This is a genomic window from Mesorhizobium shangrilense, from assembly GCF_028826155.1.
Classification (GTDB): domain Bacteria; phylum Pseudomonadota; class Alphaproteobacteria; order Rhizobiales; family Rhizobiaceae; genus Arvimicrobium; species Arvimicrobium flavum.
On record NZ_JAQGPN010000001.1, the window covers coordinates 3,606,606 to 3,620,717 of the forward strand.

Below are 14,112 nucleotides of genomic sequence, written 5' to 3' on the forward strand. Positions count from 1 at the left end.
GAGGCTTAGCCGTTGGGCCGCCGGTAGAGACGATAAACTGAAGAAAGGCAAAGACGAGCATGGCTCTCTACGAACATGTGTTCCTTGCCCGCCAGGATCTGTCGCAGCAGCAGGTCGATGCACTTGTCGAAAACTACAAGGGCATCATCACTGCCGGTGGCGGCTCCGTCGGTCGGGTCGAGAACTGGGGACTGAAGTCCCTCACCTACCGCGTGAAGAAGAACCGCAAGGCCTACTACACGCTCATGGACATCACCGCGCCGGCGGAGGCCATCAAGGAGATGGAGCGCCAGCAGGGTCTGTCGGAAGACGTTCTGCGCTTCATGACCATCAAGGTCGAGAAGCACGAGGAAGGTGCCTCGGCCATGATGCAGAAGCGCGAAGAGCGCTCCGAGCGCGGCTTCGGCGATCGCGGTGATCGTCCGCGTGGCGGCTTTGGCGATCGCGACCGTGGTCCGCGCAGCTTTGGCGACCGCGACGGCGGCGACCGTGGTCCGCGCCGTCCGCGCGAAGAGGCAGCAGGAGCTAGCGAATAATGGTCGACATCAACCAGATCCCGACCCGGCGTCCTTTCCACCGCCGCCGCAAGACCTGCCCGTTCTCGGGCGCCAACGCGCCGCGCATCGACTACAAGGACGTGCGCCTGCTGCAGCGCTACATTTCCGAGCGCGGCAAGATCGTGCCGTCGCGCATCACGGCGGTCAGCCAGAAGAAGCAGCGCGAGCTCGCCCAGGCGATCAAGCGCGCCCGCTTCCTCGGCCTTCTGCCCTACGTGGTGAAGTAAGGCTTCCTGCGGGCGGCCTGGCCGCCCGCAACCCATCCCCGGCGATCGGCGCCGAGGTTGAGCATTCAATATCCGAGTTGGAGCTGCGGCTCCTAACTGCCGCGACAGGCAGGACAGCGAAATCGGCGGAAACGCCCCTTGCTTCCAGCCTGTCTCCAATTCCGCCAACTATGGCAACTGTGGAGATTCACAATGGAAGTCATTCTTCTCGAACGCATTTCGCGCCTTGGCCAGATGGGTGAAACCGTCAGGGTGAAGGACGGCTTCGCCCGCAACTTCCTGCTGCCGCAGGGCAAGGCGCTGCGCGCCAACGAAGCCAACAAGAAGAAATTCGAAGGCCAGCGCGCCCAGCTTGAAGCCCGCAACCTGGAGCGCAAGTCGGACGCGGAGAAGGTCGCCGAGAGCCTCGACGGCAAGGCATTTGTCGTGGTGCGCACCGCCGGCGAGACCGGCCAGCTCTACGGCTCGGTGTCGACGCGCGACATTTCCGATCTGCTGAGCGCCGAGGGCTTCACCGTCGCTCGCAACCAGGTCGAACTCAATCATCCGATCAAGACGATCGGCCTCAACAAGGTGGCGATCGCGCTGCATCCGGAGGTCGAGGTCACGATCACGCTCAACATCGCACGCAGCGCCGAAGAGGCGGAGCGTCAGGCCCAGGGCGAGACGCTCACCACCGCCGAGGCGATCTACGGCGAGGACATCAACGAGAACGCGCGACCGGACAGCTTCTTCGACCCGAACGCCGACGAAGGCGAGGAAGCGTAAGCTCGCCCACCAATTCCGTAACTGGACTAAAGACCCGGGCCTCGCGCCCGGGTTTTTTATTGTTCTGGCGCATTTCCCGTTGCGTTAGAATGACGCAGGATAAGGTAAGATAGCCTTACTTTGTTGAGTGCCTTCTGATGAACATTCTGCTTGAGCGCGTGATCCGTCGCCTGGTCAAGACGGGAAATCTCAAGGTTACCGGACCGAAGGGGTCGACAACGACCTTCGGCGACGGGAGCGGTCCGCCGGTCCACCTGCATATCAAGACCCGGCACGCAGAGCGGGCGATCACCATCGATCCCAGTCTCGGCCTGCCCGAATCCTTCATGGACGGCGAAATCGACTTCCTCGAAGGCGACGTGTTCGGCTTCCTGCGCATCGTCAACCAGGCCATCGGACCGACCGGAATTGTCGACACGGCATGGACGCGTGCGTTCGAGGGCCTGCGCGCCGCCTTCCGGCGGCTGCAGCAGGTGAACACGCAGGCGCGCTCGAAGCGCAACGTGCAGCGCCACTACGACCTTTCCGGGGAACTCTACCGGCTCTTCCTCGACGAGGACATGCAATACTCATGCGCGTATTTCGAGCGGCCCGACATGACGCTGGACGAGGCGCAGCAGGCCAAGAAGCGCCACATCGCCGCGAAGCTGAAGCTGAAGCCCGGGCAGACCGTGCTCGACATAGGCAGCGGATGGGGCGGTCTCGGCCTCTACCTCGCCAAGACATTCGAAGCGGAGGTGCTCGGCGTCACCCTCTCGACCGAACAGCATGGGGTTGCGACCCAGCGGGCGCAAGCGGCGGGCCTGGAGGATCGCGCGCATTTCGAGATCCGCGACTACCGCGATCTCAACGAGCGGTTTGACCGCATCGTCTCGGTCGGCATGTTCGAACATGTCGGCGTCAACCACTACCGCACCTTCTTCGACAAATGCGCGACGCTGCTGAAGCCCGACGGCGTCATGGTGCTCCATGCCATCGGCCGGTTCGGACCGCCGACCGCCACCGCGGCGTTCATCCGGAAGTACATCTTCCCGGGCGGCTACATCCCTGCCCTTTCCGAGGTCTTCCCGGCCATCGAGAAAGCCGGCCTCATGACGGACGATGTCGAGATCCTGCGGCTCCACTATGCCGACACCCTGAAACATTGGCGGGATCGGTTCCTCGCCAACCGCGACCGCGCAAGGGAGATCTACGACGAACGCTTCTGCCGCATGTGGGAATTCTATCTGTCCGGCTCGGAAGCGGCTTTCCGCTGGCAGGACCTGATGGTCTTCCAGATCCAGCTCACCAAGAGGAACGACGTGCTGCCAGTGACCCGCAGCTACATAGAGAAATGCGAGAAGGCGCTTTCGATGCACGAGATGGCGCACGGTGGATCTCTGGCGGAGGAGACGGAAGCAGCACCCGCCAAGCGCCGGACGGGCCGGCGGGTCTCGGGGAAGGATTAGCGGCGGACCGGCGCGCACACACGGCGGCGCCGTCGTGTCTTGTGCGGTCGCTCCGAACCACGTCCGGCAGCAGCTCGCCGGCTTGACCTGTTTCACAGCAGGCCCTAGCCAGACGCCAGCCCGCCGCAACCCGGACCAACCATGACCTACCCCCTCTTCATCGCCGCCGCACTGGCGGAAATCGCCGGCTGCTTTGCGTTCTGGGCATGGTGGCGCCTGGACAAGTCGCCTCTGTGGCTGCTGCCCGGCATCGCCTCTCTGATCCTCTTCGCTTGGCTGCTCTCGCTCGCAGATTCTCCCGCCGCAGGCCGTACCTACGCCGCCTATGGCGGAATCTACATTGTCGCCTCTCTGGGGTGGCTTTGGGCTGCCGAAGGCCTGCGGCCGGACCGCTGGGACGTCATCGGGGCCGCGATCTGCCTTGTTGGCGCCACGGTGATCTTCGCCGCGCCACGGAGCGTCTAGGACGATGGAACTCCCGGCGCCGCTCAGAGCGGCAATTGACGCAGTGCTCGATGGCATTTCCCTCAGCGATCTGCAACGCGCGGCCACCCGCCTTTCCACGCGCTATCGGGCCGAGACACAGGACGGCACGATGCATCTCGACGAGGAACTGGCCGTCAAGGCCTACCTCGCGACGCGCATGCCAGCGACCTACGCGGCAGTACGCTCGAGCTTCGACGCCGCCCGCGAGGTCCTGCCGGACTTCGAGCCGAAGACGTTTCTGGATGTGGGCGCAGGACCCGGCACCGCGCTCTGGGCAGCCGGAGCGTGCTGGCCGACAATTGCCAGCGCCACGCTGGTGGAAGGCAGCGCGCCGGCGCTCGCCACGGGCGCGCGCCTGGCAACCGCACATCCGGTCGCCGCGCAATGGCTAGCTGGCGACGTTTCAAGCGGACTGCGCGATCTCGCCCCGGCCGATCTCGTCAGCATCGCCTATGTCCTCGATGAGTTACCATCCCGGGCGATCGCTCCTCTCATCGAGCGCCTCTGGTCATTGACGGCAGGCGTCCTCATGGTAGTCGAGCCCGGCACGCCGGCCGGCTGGAAGCGCATCCTCGCCGTCCGAGAGCAGTTGATCGCGGGAGGAGCGCACATCGTTGCCCCATGCCCGCACATGGCATCCTGCCCGATCACCGAGCCCGACTGGTGCCATTTCTCACGCAAGGTTGCGCGCTCGCGCGTGCATCGCCTCGCCAAGGGCGCCGAGGCCCCGTGGGAGGAGGAAAAATTCGTCTACCTGGCGGCGTCACGCGCCCCTCAGCCGTCGCTCCCCCGCGCCCGCGTCATCGCGCCGCCGCGGACGGCCTCCGGTCGGGTCCGGCTGAAGCTCTGCAGCCTGGACGGAAGCGCTTGCGAACGGCTGCTGACCAAGCGTGACGGGCAAGCCTACCGCGACGCAAGACGCGCCGATTGGGGCGACGCGCTTTAGGGCGAAATCCTGGCAGCGAGATGCATCGCGTTTCGGCGCCGATGCCGTTGCGCGCGCACACCCGCTTCGCCTATGACTCGGACCCCTCCAACCTTGCACCTGCAATGAGCCTCGGCGAACCATGGACAAAGATCAGCTCCTGAAAGAGATCAACCGCGATCTTCCCGAGTTGGACTGGAAGGAAGGAGCTCGAGAATACCTTCAGAGCTATTTTACGAAGTATGATCGCTCGACCGTGGAGCACATGTCCTTCGCGAAGCCGCTGTTGCCGATCACACCGGAAGACCCGACAGGAAGCCTGATCGAATCGGTCTCCTACATCGCAAACTTTTCCAACGCAGTACGGCTTCTCGCCCTTCCCCGGGAAGCCCGCATTCTTGACGTCGCCTGTGGCGGCGGCTGGCTGTCGCACTGGCTCTCGCGACTTGGATACGACGTCTACGGGATAGACATCTCCGCCGACTTCATCGAACTGGCACGCAAGAGGATCGAGCGCGATCCGCATGTCTATGCCGCTGGCGCCGCCGAATTCGAGGTGCTGGACATCGAGACGACGCCATTGCCCGCTTCACGCCAGGGCAGCTTCGATGCCGTCATTCTGGAATCGTGCCTTCATCACTTCTTCGACCCCGTTACGGCGCTCGAGCACATTCGCGAGGGATTGAAGGAGGGCGGCGTCGCACTGATCGTCGAGGGCGAGAACCGGCAAGGCCCTATCCGGACGGAATATCTGGACGTCATGCTCGAAACCAGGACATTGGAGCGTCCGTATAGCCGCGAGACGCTGTTGAAGGCGCTGACCATGGCCGGGTTGGGCGAAGTCAGCTTCCTCGGATGCATCGATGGCTACATTTCCGAGCACGATCCCTCACGCGCGCAGTTGCTCGACTTGCTCAACGCGACCACCCACGGTCGGAACACATGCGTCGCCGCGGCGGATCCGACGGCTTTGCGACGCATCATCCCCGGGTATGGGGCGATCCCGGACACGCCGGTTACGCAGCCGCCCGCGCCGACGCCCCGCTACCCCTGGATACGGGGTCCGCTTCGCCGCGCGTTGCGACATTTGCGCGACAGGCTGTCCTGACCCTGATCGGCAAGGGTGACTTCGCCGTATGCGAAGAATGTTCTTGCTCCGTTCTGCGTCCGTGAGTAGATTCCACGCGCGAGTCAATCGGTTTCAAGGTACGTAGCGATCCTCCTGTGGATGGATGTCGTTTCGTTGTGAATTGCGGGATTCGGCGAGCGAAAATCGCCCCTCCTGCGAGCGCATCTGCTAGGCGAGACCCTGGGGCAGGGTGACGGGAAGATATGGCAGAAGCAGCACGTAAACTCAGCGTGGCGGAAGCGCCGCTGCACCGCGAGGCGCCGAACAATATCGAGGCGGAGCAGGCGCTGCTCGGCGCCATACTCGTCAACAATGACGCCTTCTATCGCGTCTCCGACTTCCTGAAGCCGGCGCATTTTTACGAGCCGCTGCACCGCAAGATCTTCGAAGTCGCCGCGCAGCTCATCCGCATGGGCAAGATCGCGACGCCGATCACGCTGAAAACCTTCCTGCCGGCCGACGAGAAGGTCGGCGACATCACTGTAGCCCACTATCTCGTGCGGCTTGCCACCGAGGCGGTGACCGTCATCAACGCAGTCGACTACGGCCGTGCGATCTACGATCTGGCGACCCGCCGCGCGCTGATCACCGTCGGCGAGGACATGGTCAACATCGCCTACGACGCCCCCGTAGACATGGCCCCCGCAGAGCAGATCGAGGACGCGGAGCGCCGACTTTTCGAGCTGGCCGAGACCGGCCGCTACGACGGCGGCTTCGAGAGTTTTTCGGACGCGATCAAGACGGCGATCGACATGGCCAGCGCTGCCTATATGCGCGATGGCCACCTTTCCGGCATCGCGAGCGGCCTGCGCGACCTCGATGCGCGCATGGGCGGGTTGCAGCCGTCCGACTTGATCGTGCTCGCCGGACGCCCCGGCATGGGCAAGACCTCGCTGGTCACCAACATCGCCTTCAACGTGGCGCATGCCTACGAGCCGGCCCAACAGGCCGACGGCTCGTTCAAGGCGGCCAATGGCGGCGTCGTCGGCTTCTTCTCGCTCGAAATGTCGTCGGAGCAGCTCGCTACCCGTATCATCTCCGAGCAGGCCGAGGTTCCCTCCTCGAAGATCCGGCGCGGCGACCTCACCGAATCCGATTTCGAGAAGCTGGTCGGCTGCACCCAGATGCTGCAGAAGATCCCGCTGTTCATCGATTCGACAGGCGGCATCTCGATCGCCCAGCTGGCGGCGCGGGCCAGGCGTCTGAAGCGGCAGCGCGGGCTCGACCTGATCATCATCGACTATATCCAGCTGATGCAGGGATCGAGCGCCAAGGCCTCTCAGAACCGCGTGCAGGAGATCACCGAGATCACCACCGGCCTGAAGGCGCTCGCCAAGGAACTCAACGTGCCCATCATCGCGCTGTCGCAGCTGTCGCGTCAGGTCGAGAACCGCGAGGACAAGCGTCCCCAGCTCTCGGACCTGCGCGAATCGGGCTCGATCGAGCAGGACGCCGACGTGGTGCTCTTCGTCTATCGCGAGGAGTACTACCTGAAGAACAAGGAGCCGAAGCCCGGCACCGAAGAACACCTGAAGTGGGAAGGCGAGATGAACGATTCGCGCGGCAAGGCCGAATGCATCGTCGCCAAGCAGCGCCACGGCCCCACCGGCACGGTTTCGCTGGGCTTCCAGGGCGAGTTCACGCGCTTCTTCGACCTGGCAGAGGAGCATCACCTGCCAGAGAGGTTTGGAATTGAGTGATCGCTCGTCGTCCCTCCCCACGCAGGGAGGGCTAAACCCTGGCTAAACCCCGCATCACCTTCATCTGCCAGTCCTGCGGCGCGGTCTCAAATCGCTGGGCAGGCAAGTGCGACGCGTGCGGCGAGTGGAACACGATCGTCGAGGAAGGCCCGTCTGGCGGCGGCATAGGCGGCGGCCCGGGTGGTCTGCGCTCTTCGCGGAAGGGACGTCCGGTCGCCCTCGCCAGCCTGTCGGGCGAAATCGAGGACGCTCCGCGCATCGTTTCGGGGATCGGGGAGCTGGACCGCGCCACGGGCGGCGGCTTCGTCCGCGGCTCGGCGCTTCTTGTCGGCGGCGATCCCGGCATCGGCAAGTCGACGCTGCTCATGCAGGCGGCAGCGGCGCTTGCACGCAACGGTCACCGGGTGGTCTACGTTTCGGGCGAGGAAGCGGTCGCCCAGGTGAGGCTGCGCGCGCAGCGGCTCGGTGCGGCCTCCGCGCCGGTGGAACTGGCCGCCGAGACCAATGTCGAGGACATCCTCGCCACGCTTGCCGAAGGAAAACGTCCCGACCTGGTGATCCTGGATTCGATCCAGACGCTGTGGACGGATCTGGCGGATTCCGCGCCCGGTACGGTGACCCAGGTGCGTGCGTCGGCGCAGTCGGTGATCCGCTATGCCAAGTCCACGGGATCCGCCGTGGTGCTGGTCGGGCACGTGACAAAGGAAGGCCAGATCGCCGGACCGCGAGTGGTCGAGCACATGGTCGACGGGGTTCTATATTTCGAAGGCGAAGGGGGCCATCACTACCGCATCCTGCGCACCGTGAAGAACCGCTTCGGTCCGACCGACGAGATCGGCGTCTTCGAGATGTCCGACGGCGGCTTGCGGGAAGTTTCCAACCCCTCGGAGCTATTCCTCGGCGAGCGGCACGCGAAGGCGCCGGGAGCCGCTGTCTTCGCCGGCATGGAAGGCACACGTCCCGTGCTGGTGGAAATCCAGGCACTGGTGGCGCCCTCCCCGCTCGGCACGCCCCGCCGGGCGATCGTCGGATGGGACGGTCCGCGCCTGTCGATGGTGCTGGCCGTCCTCGAGGCGCATTGCGGGGTGCGATTCGCGACCAACGACGTCTACCTGAACGTCGCAGGCGGCTACCGCATTTCGGAGCCCGCCGCCGACCTTGCGGTCGCGGCAGCTTTGGTGTCGTCGCTTACCGGACTTGCCCTGCCCGCCGATTGCGTCTATTTCGGCGAAATCAGCCTTTCGGGGGCGGTGAGGCCGGTGGCGCATGCGCAACAGCGGCTGAAGGAAGCGGAGAAGCTGGGGTTTGGACAGGCGGTCATGCCTGCCGGACTCGAGGAAACGTCGGCCGCCATGGTGCGCCGCTCCTTCCAGCCTTCGACGTTGGCCGACCTCGTGGCACGGATAGCAGGCTCTCGACGCGGCCGTCCGGACGACGACTGATACGGAATTTGGCGGAGCGAGGCCCACTATATGCCGATCACCCTGCTTGACGGAGTTCTCGTCGGCTTCACTCTGGTCTCGGCAATGCTCGCGATGGTCCGCGGCTTCTCCCGCGAGATCCTGTCCATTGCCTCGTGGGCGGCAGCGGCGGCAGCGGCCTTCTTCTTCTATCCGGCCGTAGTGCCCTATGTGCAGCCCTACATCGACAACGAGCAGCTGGCGATGATCGCGGCTGCGGCCGCCGTTTTCGTCATTGCGCTGATCGTGGTGACCGTCATCACCATGAAGATCGCCGACTTCATCATCGATTCGCGCGTCGGCGCGCTCGACCGCACGCTCGGCTTCCTCTACGGCGCGGCGCGCGGCATCCTGGTGGTTGCCGTCGGGCTTCTGTTCTTCAACTGGCTGGTGGGAACAAACCAGCCGGGCTGGGTGGCCGAGGCCAAGTCCCGCCCGTTGCTCGAAAGCATTGGCGCCTATCTGCAGGGCATGCTGCCCGAAGATCCGGAGAACTCGATCCTGAACCGGTTCTCGCCTGGCAATGGAGAGGAAGCGCCGGCCGATGGGGGCGCGGCCCCTGCCGACGGCGGCACCAACGCGGCGCCACCGGCCGAAGCGCCTGCGAACAATTGACCGTTGGCGCAGTTGCGCCACGAGTTCTATATAGCCGTTTGGCGGCAATGGCTCCGGTAGATCCGGGCGCGAGAGAACCCAAGCAATGGCAGACCAAGCTGACGTGCTTTTGGCGGAAGCGGACGATCATTTCCACGACGAATGCGGCGTGTTCGGCATCTTCGGCCGGCAGGATGCCGCGGCAATCGTGACGCTGGGGCTTCACGCCCTCCAGCACCGCGGCCAGGAGGCTGCCGGCATCGTGTCGTATGATGGCAACCAGTTCCATGTGGAGCGGCATGTCGGCCTGATCGGCGATACCTTCACCAAGCAAACCGTGCTCAACCGCCTGAAAGGCACGCGCGCGATCGGGCATACGCGCTATGCAACGACCGGCGGATCGGGGCTGCGCAACGTGCAGCCCTTCTTTGCCGAGCTGGCCGACGGCGGGTTGGCGATCGCCCACAACGGCAACATCACCAATGCCATGACGGTGCAGCGCCGCCTGCAGAAGGACGGCTCCATCTTCTCCTCCACCTCGGACACGGAGACGATCCTGCACCTCATCGCCACCAGCAAGGAGCGCGACACCAATGCGCGCTTCGTCGACGCGGTGCGGCAGATCGAGGGCGCGTTCTCACTGGTCGCGCTGACCTCCAAGAAGATGATCGGCGTGCGCGATCCGCTCGGCATCCGCCCGCTGGTGCTCGGCGACCTCGACGGCGCCTGGATCCTGGCGTCGGAGACCTGCGCGCTCGACATCATCGGCGCGCGTTTCGTGCGCGACCTCAAGCCCGGCGAGATGGTCGTCGTCACCACCAAGGGTGTCGAGAGCCATTTCCCCTTCGAAGCGCAGAAGCCGCGCTTCTGCATCTTCGAGTATGTCTACTTCGCCCGCCCCGATTCGATCGTCGAGGGCCGCAACGTCTATGACGTCCGCAAACGCATCGGCGCGGAACTTGCGCGCGAAAACCCCGTCGAAGCCGATATCGTCGTGCCGGTGCCGGATTCGGGCACGCCCGCGGCGATCGGCTTCGCGCAGGCAGCCAACCTCCCCTTCGAGCTTGGCATCATCCGCAACCACTATGTGGGCCGCACCTTCATCCAGCCGACCGATTCCATCCGCCACATGGGCGTGAAGCTGAAGCACAACGCCAATCGCCGCATCCTCGAGGGCAAGCGCGTGGTGCTGGTGGACGATTCCATCGTGCGCGGCACGACCAGCCAGAAGATCGTGCAGATGGTGCGCGACGCCGGCGCGCGTGAGGTGCACATGCGCATCGCTTCGCCGCCGACCCGGGCCTCTTGCTTCTACGGCGTGGATACGCCGGAAACGGCAAAGCTGTTGGCCTCGCGCATGTCGATCGAGGATATGGCCGAGTTCATTCGCGTCGATTCGCTCGGCTTCCTGTCGCTCGACGGACTTTATCGGGCAGTCGGCGAAGAGGGCCGCAACGAGGAGCAGCCGCAATTCTGCGACGCCTGCTTCTCGACCCAGTACCCGACGCGCCTGGTCGATCACGATGGCGCCGACAACGTGCGCACGCTGTCGCTGCTGGCGAGCGGCGGGCACTAGGCGCGATTACCAGGGATAGCTTCATGACCACGTTCCCCGATCTTTCCGGGCGCGTCGCGCTCGTCACCGGCGCCTCGCGCGGCATCGGCTATTTCATCGCCAAGTACATGGCCGAGGCCGGCGCGCATGTGGTCGCCGTCGCACGCACGGTCGGCGGGCTCGAAGAACTGGACGACGAGATCAAGGCGGCCGGGGGCCAGGCGACTCTGGTCCCACTCGACCTGACCGACATGGCCGGCATCGACCGTCTCGGCGGCGCCATTCATGAGCGCTGGGGCAAGCTCGACATCATGGTCGCAAACGCCGGGATACTCGGCGTGATCGCGCCAATCGGGCATGTCGAAGCCAAGGTCTTCGAGAAGGTGATGGCGACGAACGTCACTTCGGTGTGGCGGCTCATCCGCTCGGTGGATCCGCTGCTACGCCTGTCCGACGCGGGGCGCGCGATCACGCTGACATCGAGCCTCGCCCACAACTCGCGCGCCTTCTGGTCGCCCTATGCCGCTTCGAAGGCGGCGGTGGAGGCGATGACCCGCTCATGGGCGGAGGAGACGCAGAACATGGCGCTCCGCGTCAACTCTTTCGACCCTGGCCGCACCCGCACAGCCATGCGCGCACAGGCGGTTCCAGGCGAGGATCCCGAAACCGTGCCGCATCCCGCCGACGTGGCGAGGAAGGTGCTCCTGCTTGCCGACCCGACTCTGGCGGAAACCGGAAAGATCTACCAGGCGGTCAGCGATCGCTTCGTCACGCACCGTTCTCCGGAATAATCGTCCCCTTCCCTTCGTTCAGCTTCTGACATCCGCATACGACCGGGCGCCGTGCCGTTTCGTGTGCGTGCGCGAGCCATTGCGATCAGAAGCGGAAACGGAGGAACACCATGAAACGTGCACTCATCCTGTCGGCGGCGCTGCTCGCGGGCGGCATGGCCCTGGCGCAAGCGCAGGACACGACGATGAGCTTCTTCGTAACCAGCGCCGGCAGCGGCAAGGGCGCGGACCTCGGCGGCCTGGCCGGGGCGGATGCGCATTGTTCGCAACTCGCTGAGGCAGCCGGCGTCACCGGCAAGACCTGGCGCGCCTATCTCTCGACGAGCGACACCGACGCCAAGGACCGTATCGGCGCGGGGCCCTGGCACAACGCCAAGGGCGAGAAGATCGCCGACGACGTGGCGTCGCTGCACAGCGCTTCCAACGGCATCACCAAGCAGACTGCGCTCGACGAGAAGGGGAACGTGATCAACGGCCGCGGCGACACGCCAAACAAGCACGACATCCTGACCGGCACGATGCCGGACGGCGCCAAGAGCGACAAGACCTGCGGCGACTGGACAATGAGCGGCGCGGACGGCGCGGCGATCGTCGGTCATTCCGACCGCATGGGGCTGGACGACTCGGATGCCGCGAAACCCTGGAACTCGTCGCATCCGACGCGCGGCGGCTGCAGTCAGGAAGCGCTCAAGGGCACGGGCGGCGACGGCCTGTTCTACTGCTTCGCGGCGAACTGACTGGCGCAATGCCGCGCCGCTGAGGACATCCCCGGCGCGGCTTCTGTTTCTGCAACAGCCATCAGGCCCGGCGCTAAGGCGTCTCGTAGGGCTTGATCGGATCCAACTGGACTTCGGCCGCCTGCTCCCGCCGTGAGCGCAATGTGTAGGCCCGGGCGCTGAACGGCAGGAACACGAGATAGGCAAGCGCCGACACGGTAAGCGTCACCCAGGGGTAGTTCACCAGCAGCAGCACGTAGATCATCACGCCGAGGATGATCGGCAGGAACGCATCACGCGGTATGCGCTTGCCCATCGTCTTGGCGGACCAGACTGGCAGTCGGCTCACCAGGAGCAACGCCACCAGCAGGGTAAAGACGACGCTGCCATACGCGTAGGCCGGACCGGGCACCACGCCGTTGAAGACCAGATATGTCGGCAGCAGCACCAGCAATGCGCCGGCGGGCGCGGGAACGCCGACGAAATATTCCGCCTGCCAGGCCGGACGATCGTCGTCTTCATCCAATACGTTGAAGCGGGCCAGCCGCAAGCCGCACGCAATGGTGAAGATCAACGCGGCCATCCAGCCGAACGGGCCCGTGCCGTCGAGCAGGAACGCGTAGGTCACCAGCGCAGGGGCAGCGCCGAAGTTCACGATGTCGGCGAGCGAATCCATCTGCGCGCCAAAACGGGACGTAGCCTTGAGCGCGCGGGCCAGGCGCCCGTCGATACCGTCAAGAAATGCGGCAATCAACACCATCACGACCGCGGTCTCGAACCTGTCCTCGAACGCAAGTCGAATGCCGGACAAGCCAGCGCAGATGGCCAGCACTGTGATGAGGTTCGGAATGAGCATCCGGAAGGGAATCTCGCGGATGCGCGGACCGCCGCCGCCATGCGGCTCGAAGGAGGAGAAGGGGCGAGGCATCCGCCGGTCCTACGAGATGCGGTAGAGCGGGAGCGTCGGCGAGCCGTCCAGATCCGCGATGATCGTCTCGCCTCCCACCGCCGTCTGCCCTACCGCCACGCGCGGACGCGCGCCCTCCGGAAGATAGACGTCGACGCGGGATCCGAATCGGATGAGCCCGAAGCGCTCGCCCGTGCCGATGTTCTCGTTAGGCTCCGCCCAGCAGACGATTCGGCGCGCCACCAGTCCGGCGATCTGAACGACAGCGACAGGACCGTGCGGACTGTCGATGACAAGGCCGTTGCGCTCGTTCTCCGAGCTCGCCTTGTCCATCTCCGCGTTGAGGAATTTTCCGGCCCGATGCTGGATCGTGGTGATGCGCCCGCGGGTCGGGGCCCGGTTCACGTGGCAGGAGAAGACGTTCATGAAGACGGAGATCCGCGTCCGCTCTCCGTCGCCCAGGCCAAGCTCCTGAGGCGGCACGGCCGGTCCGACGGATGACACCACGCCGTCGGCGGGGCTGATGATGAGCCGGTCGTCAACGGGCGTCACCCGCTGCGGATCGCGATAGAAATATACGCACCAGGCCGTAAGGATCAGGCCGGCGAAGAACAGATAATCGGAAATGAGCCACAGAACCAGCGTGGCGACGGCAAACGCCGCAATAAACGGATAACCTTCGCGGTGGATAGGAACAAAGGTCTTCCGGATGGTGTCGGTAAGGCTCATCGCGCGTCGCAGGCTCCGTAATGGAGGCCTGATTAGACGAAACGACCGCCCACCGCAACGCGAAGCCGCTACGCAATCATGTCGGGCAATGGGTGAGCAGCTCGTACGCCTGGATGCGCG

Annotated in this window: 15 protein-coding genes; 13 read left to right on the plus strand and 2 right to left on the minus strand. The window is 64.9% G+C overall.

Going from position 1 to position 14,112, the window contains the following annotated elements:
- The first annotated feature begins 59 nt into the window (after nucleotides 1–59).
- The 13 genes from rpsF to PD284_RS17500 all read left to right on the plus strand — a co-directional run bounded on the left by rpsF (nucleotide 60) and on the right by PD284_RS17500 (nucleotide 12,377).
- Nucleotides 60–536 carry a 30S ribosomal protein S6 gene (rpsF, locus tag PD284_RS17440; protein ID WP_274629428.1) on the plus strand — a complete coding sequence of 159 codons (477 nt, stop codon included), beginning with the start codon at nucleotides 60–62 and terminating at the stop codon, nucleotides 534–536.
- Nucleotides 536–784 carry a 30S ribosomal protein S18 gene (rpsR, locus tag PD284_RS17445; protein WP_072603868.1) on the plus strand — a complete coding sequence of 83 codons (249 nt, stop codon included), beginning with the start codon at nucleotides 536–538 and terminating at the stop codon, nucleotides 782–784. The genes rpsF and rpsR overlap by 1 nt, the downstream gene beginning before the upstream one ends.
- A gap of 192 nt (nucleotides 785–976) precedes the next feature.
- Complete coding sequence (gene rplI / locus PD284_RS17450; RefSeq protein WP_274629429.1) at nucleotides 977–1,552, plus strand: 50S ribosomal protein L9; 576 nt, start codon at nucleotides 977–979, stop codon at nucleotides 1,550–1,552.
- Nucleotides 1,553–1,689: 137 nt separating this feature from the next.
- Nucleotides 1,690–3,000 (plus strand): SAM-dependent methyltransferase, encoded by a 1,311-nt coding sequence (locus PD284_RS17455; RefSeq protein WP_274629430.1) that lies wholly within the window; start codon nucleotides 1,690–1,692, stop codon nucleotides 2,998–3,000.
- Between the two features lie 141 nt (nucleotides 3,001–3,141).
- Nucleotides 3,142–3,465, plus strand: coding sequence for a YnfA family protein (locus PD284_RS17460; protein ID WP_274629431.1), 324 nt, complete (start codon nucleotides 3,142–3,144; stop codon nucleotides 3,463–3,465).
- Between the two features lie 4 nt (nucleotides 3,466–3,469).
- Nucleotides 3,470–4,432, plus strand: a complete 963-nt coding sequence (locus PD284_RS17465; RefSeq protein WP_274629432.1) for a small ribosomal subunit Rsm22 family protein — start codon at nucleotides 3,470–3,472, stop codon at nucleotides 4,430–4,432.
- 121 nt (nucleotides 4,433–4,553) lie between these two features.
- Nucleotides 4,554–5,519 (plus strand): class I SAM-dependent methyltransferase, encoded by a 966-nt coding sequence (locus tag PD284_RS17470; protein WP_274629433.1) that lies wholly within the window; start codon nucleotides 4,554–4,556, stop codon nucleotides 5,517–5,519.
- A gap of 224 nt (nucleotides 5,520–5,743) precedes the next feature.
- Nucleotides 5,744–7,240, plus strand: a complete 1,497-nt coding sequence (locus PD284_RS17475) for a replicative DNA helicase (RefSeq protein WP_274629434.1) — start codon at nucleotides 5,744–5,746, stop codon at nucleotides 7,238–7,240.
- 38 nt (nucleotides 7,241–7,278) lie between these two features.
- The gene (radA, locus tag PD284_RS17480; protein WP_274630679.1) at nucleotides 7,279–8,682 is read left to right on the plus strand and encodes a DNA repair protein RadA; all 1,404 of its coding nucleotides are present in this window, start codon (nucleotides 7,279–7,281) and stop codon (nucleotides 8,680–8,682) included.
- A 30-nt stretch (nucleotides 8,683–8,712) separates the two neighbouring features.
- Complete coding sequence (locus PD284_RS17485) at nucleotides 8,713–9,315, plus strand: CvpA family protein (RefSeq protein ID WP_274629435.1); 603 nt, start codon at nucleotides 8,713–8,715, stop codon at nucleotides 9,313–9,315.
- 85 nt (nucleotides 9,316–9,400) lie between these two features.
- The gene (purF, locus tag PD284_RS17490; protein ID WP_274629436.1) at nucleotides 9,401–10,870 is read left to right on the plus strand and encodes an amidophosphoribosyltransferase; all 1,470 of its coding nucleotides are present in this window, start codon (nucleotides 9,401–9,403) and stop codon (nucleotides 10,868–10,870) included.
- 23 nt (nucleotides 10,871–10,893) lie between these two features.
- Complete coding sequence (locus PD284_RS17495; RefSeq protein ID WP_274629437.1) at nucleotides 10,894–11,640, plus strand: SDR family NAD(P)-dependent oxidoreductase; 747 nt, start codon at nucleotides 10,894–10,896, stop codon at nucleotides 11,638–11,640.
- Between the two features lie 110 nt (nucleotides 11,641–11,750).
- Nucleotides 11,751–12,377: a hypothetical protein gene (locus PD284_RS17500; RefSeq protein WP_274629438.1), complete on the plus strand. Its 627-nt coding sequence runs from the start codon at nucleotides 11,751–11,753 to the stop codon at nucleotides 12,375–12,377.
- Nucleotides 12,378–12,450: 73 nt separating this feature from the next.
- On the opposite strand, the gene PD284_RS17505 is transcribed toward PD284_RS17500, so the two are convergent.
- Both PD284_RS17505 and PD284_RS17510 read right to left on the minus strand, forming a co-directional pair.
- On the minus strand, nucleotides 12,451–13,284 hold the full coding sequence (locus PD284_RS17505) for a CDP-alcohol phosphatidyltransferase family protein (protein WP_274629439.1): 834 nt from the start codon (nucleotides 13,282–13,284) through the stop codon (nucleotides 12,451–12,453).
- A 9-nt stretch (nucleotides 13,285–13,293) separates the two neighbouring features.
- Complete coding sequence (locus PD284_RS17510) at nucleotides 13,294–13,992, minus strand: phosphatidylserine decarboxylase (RefSeq protein WP_274629440.1); 699 nt, start codon at nucleotides 13,990–13,992, stop codon at nucleotides 13,294–13,296.
- Nucleotides 13,993–14,112: the final 120 nt, after the last annotated feature.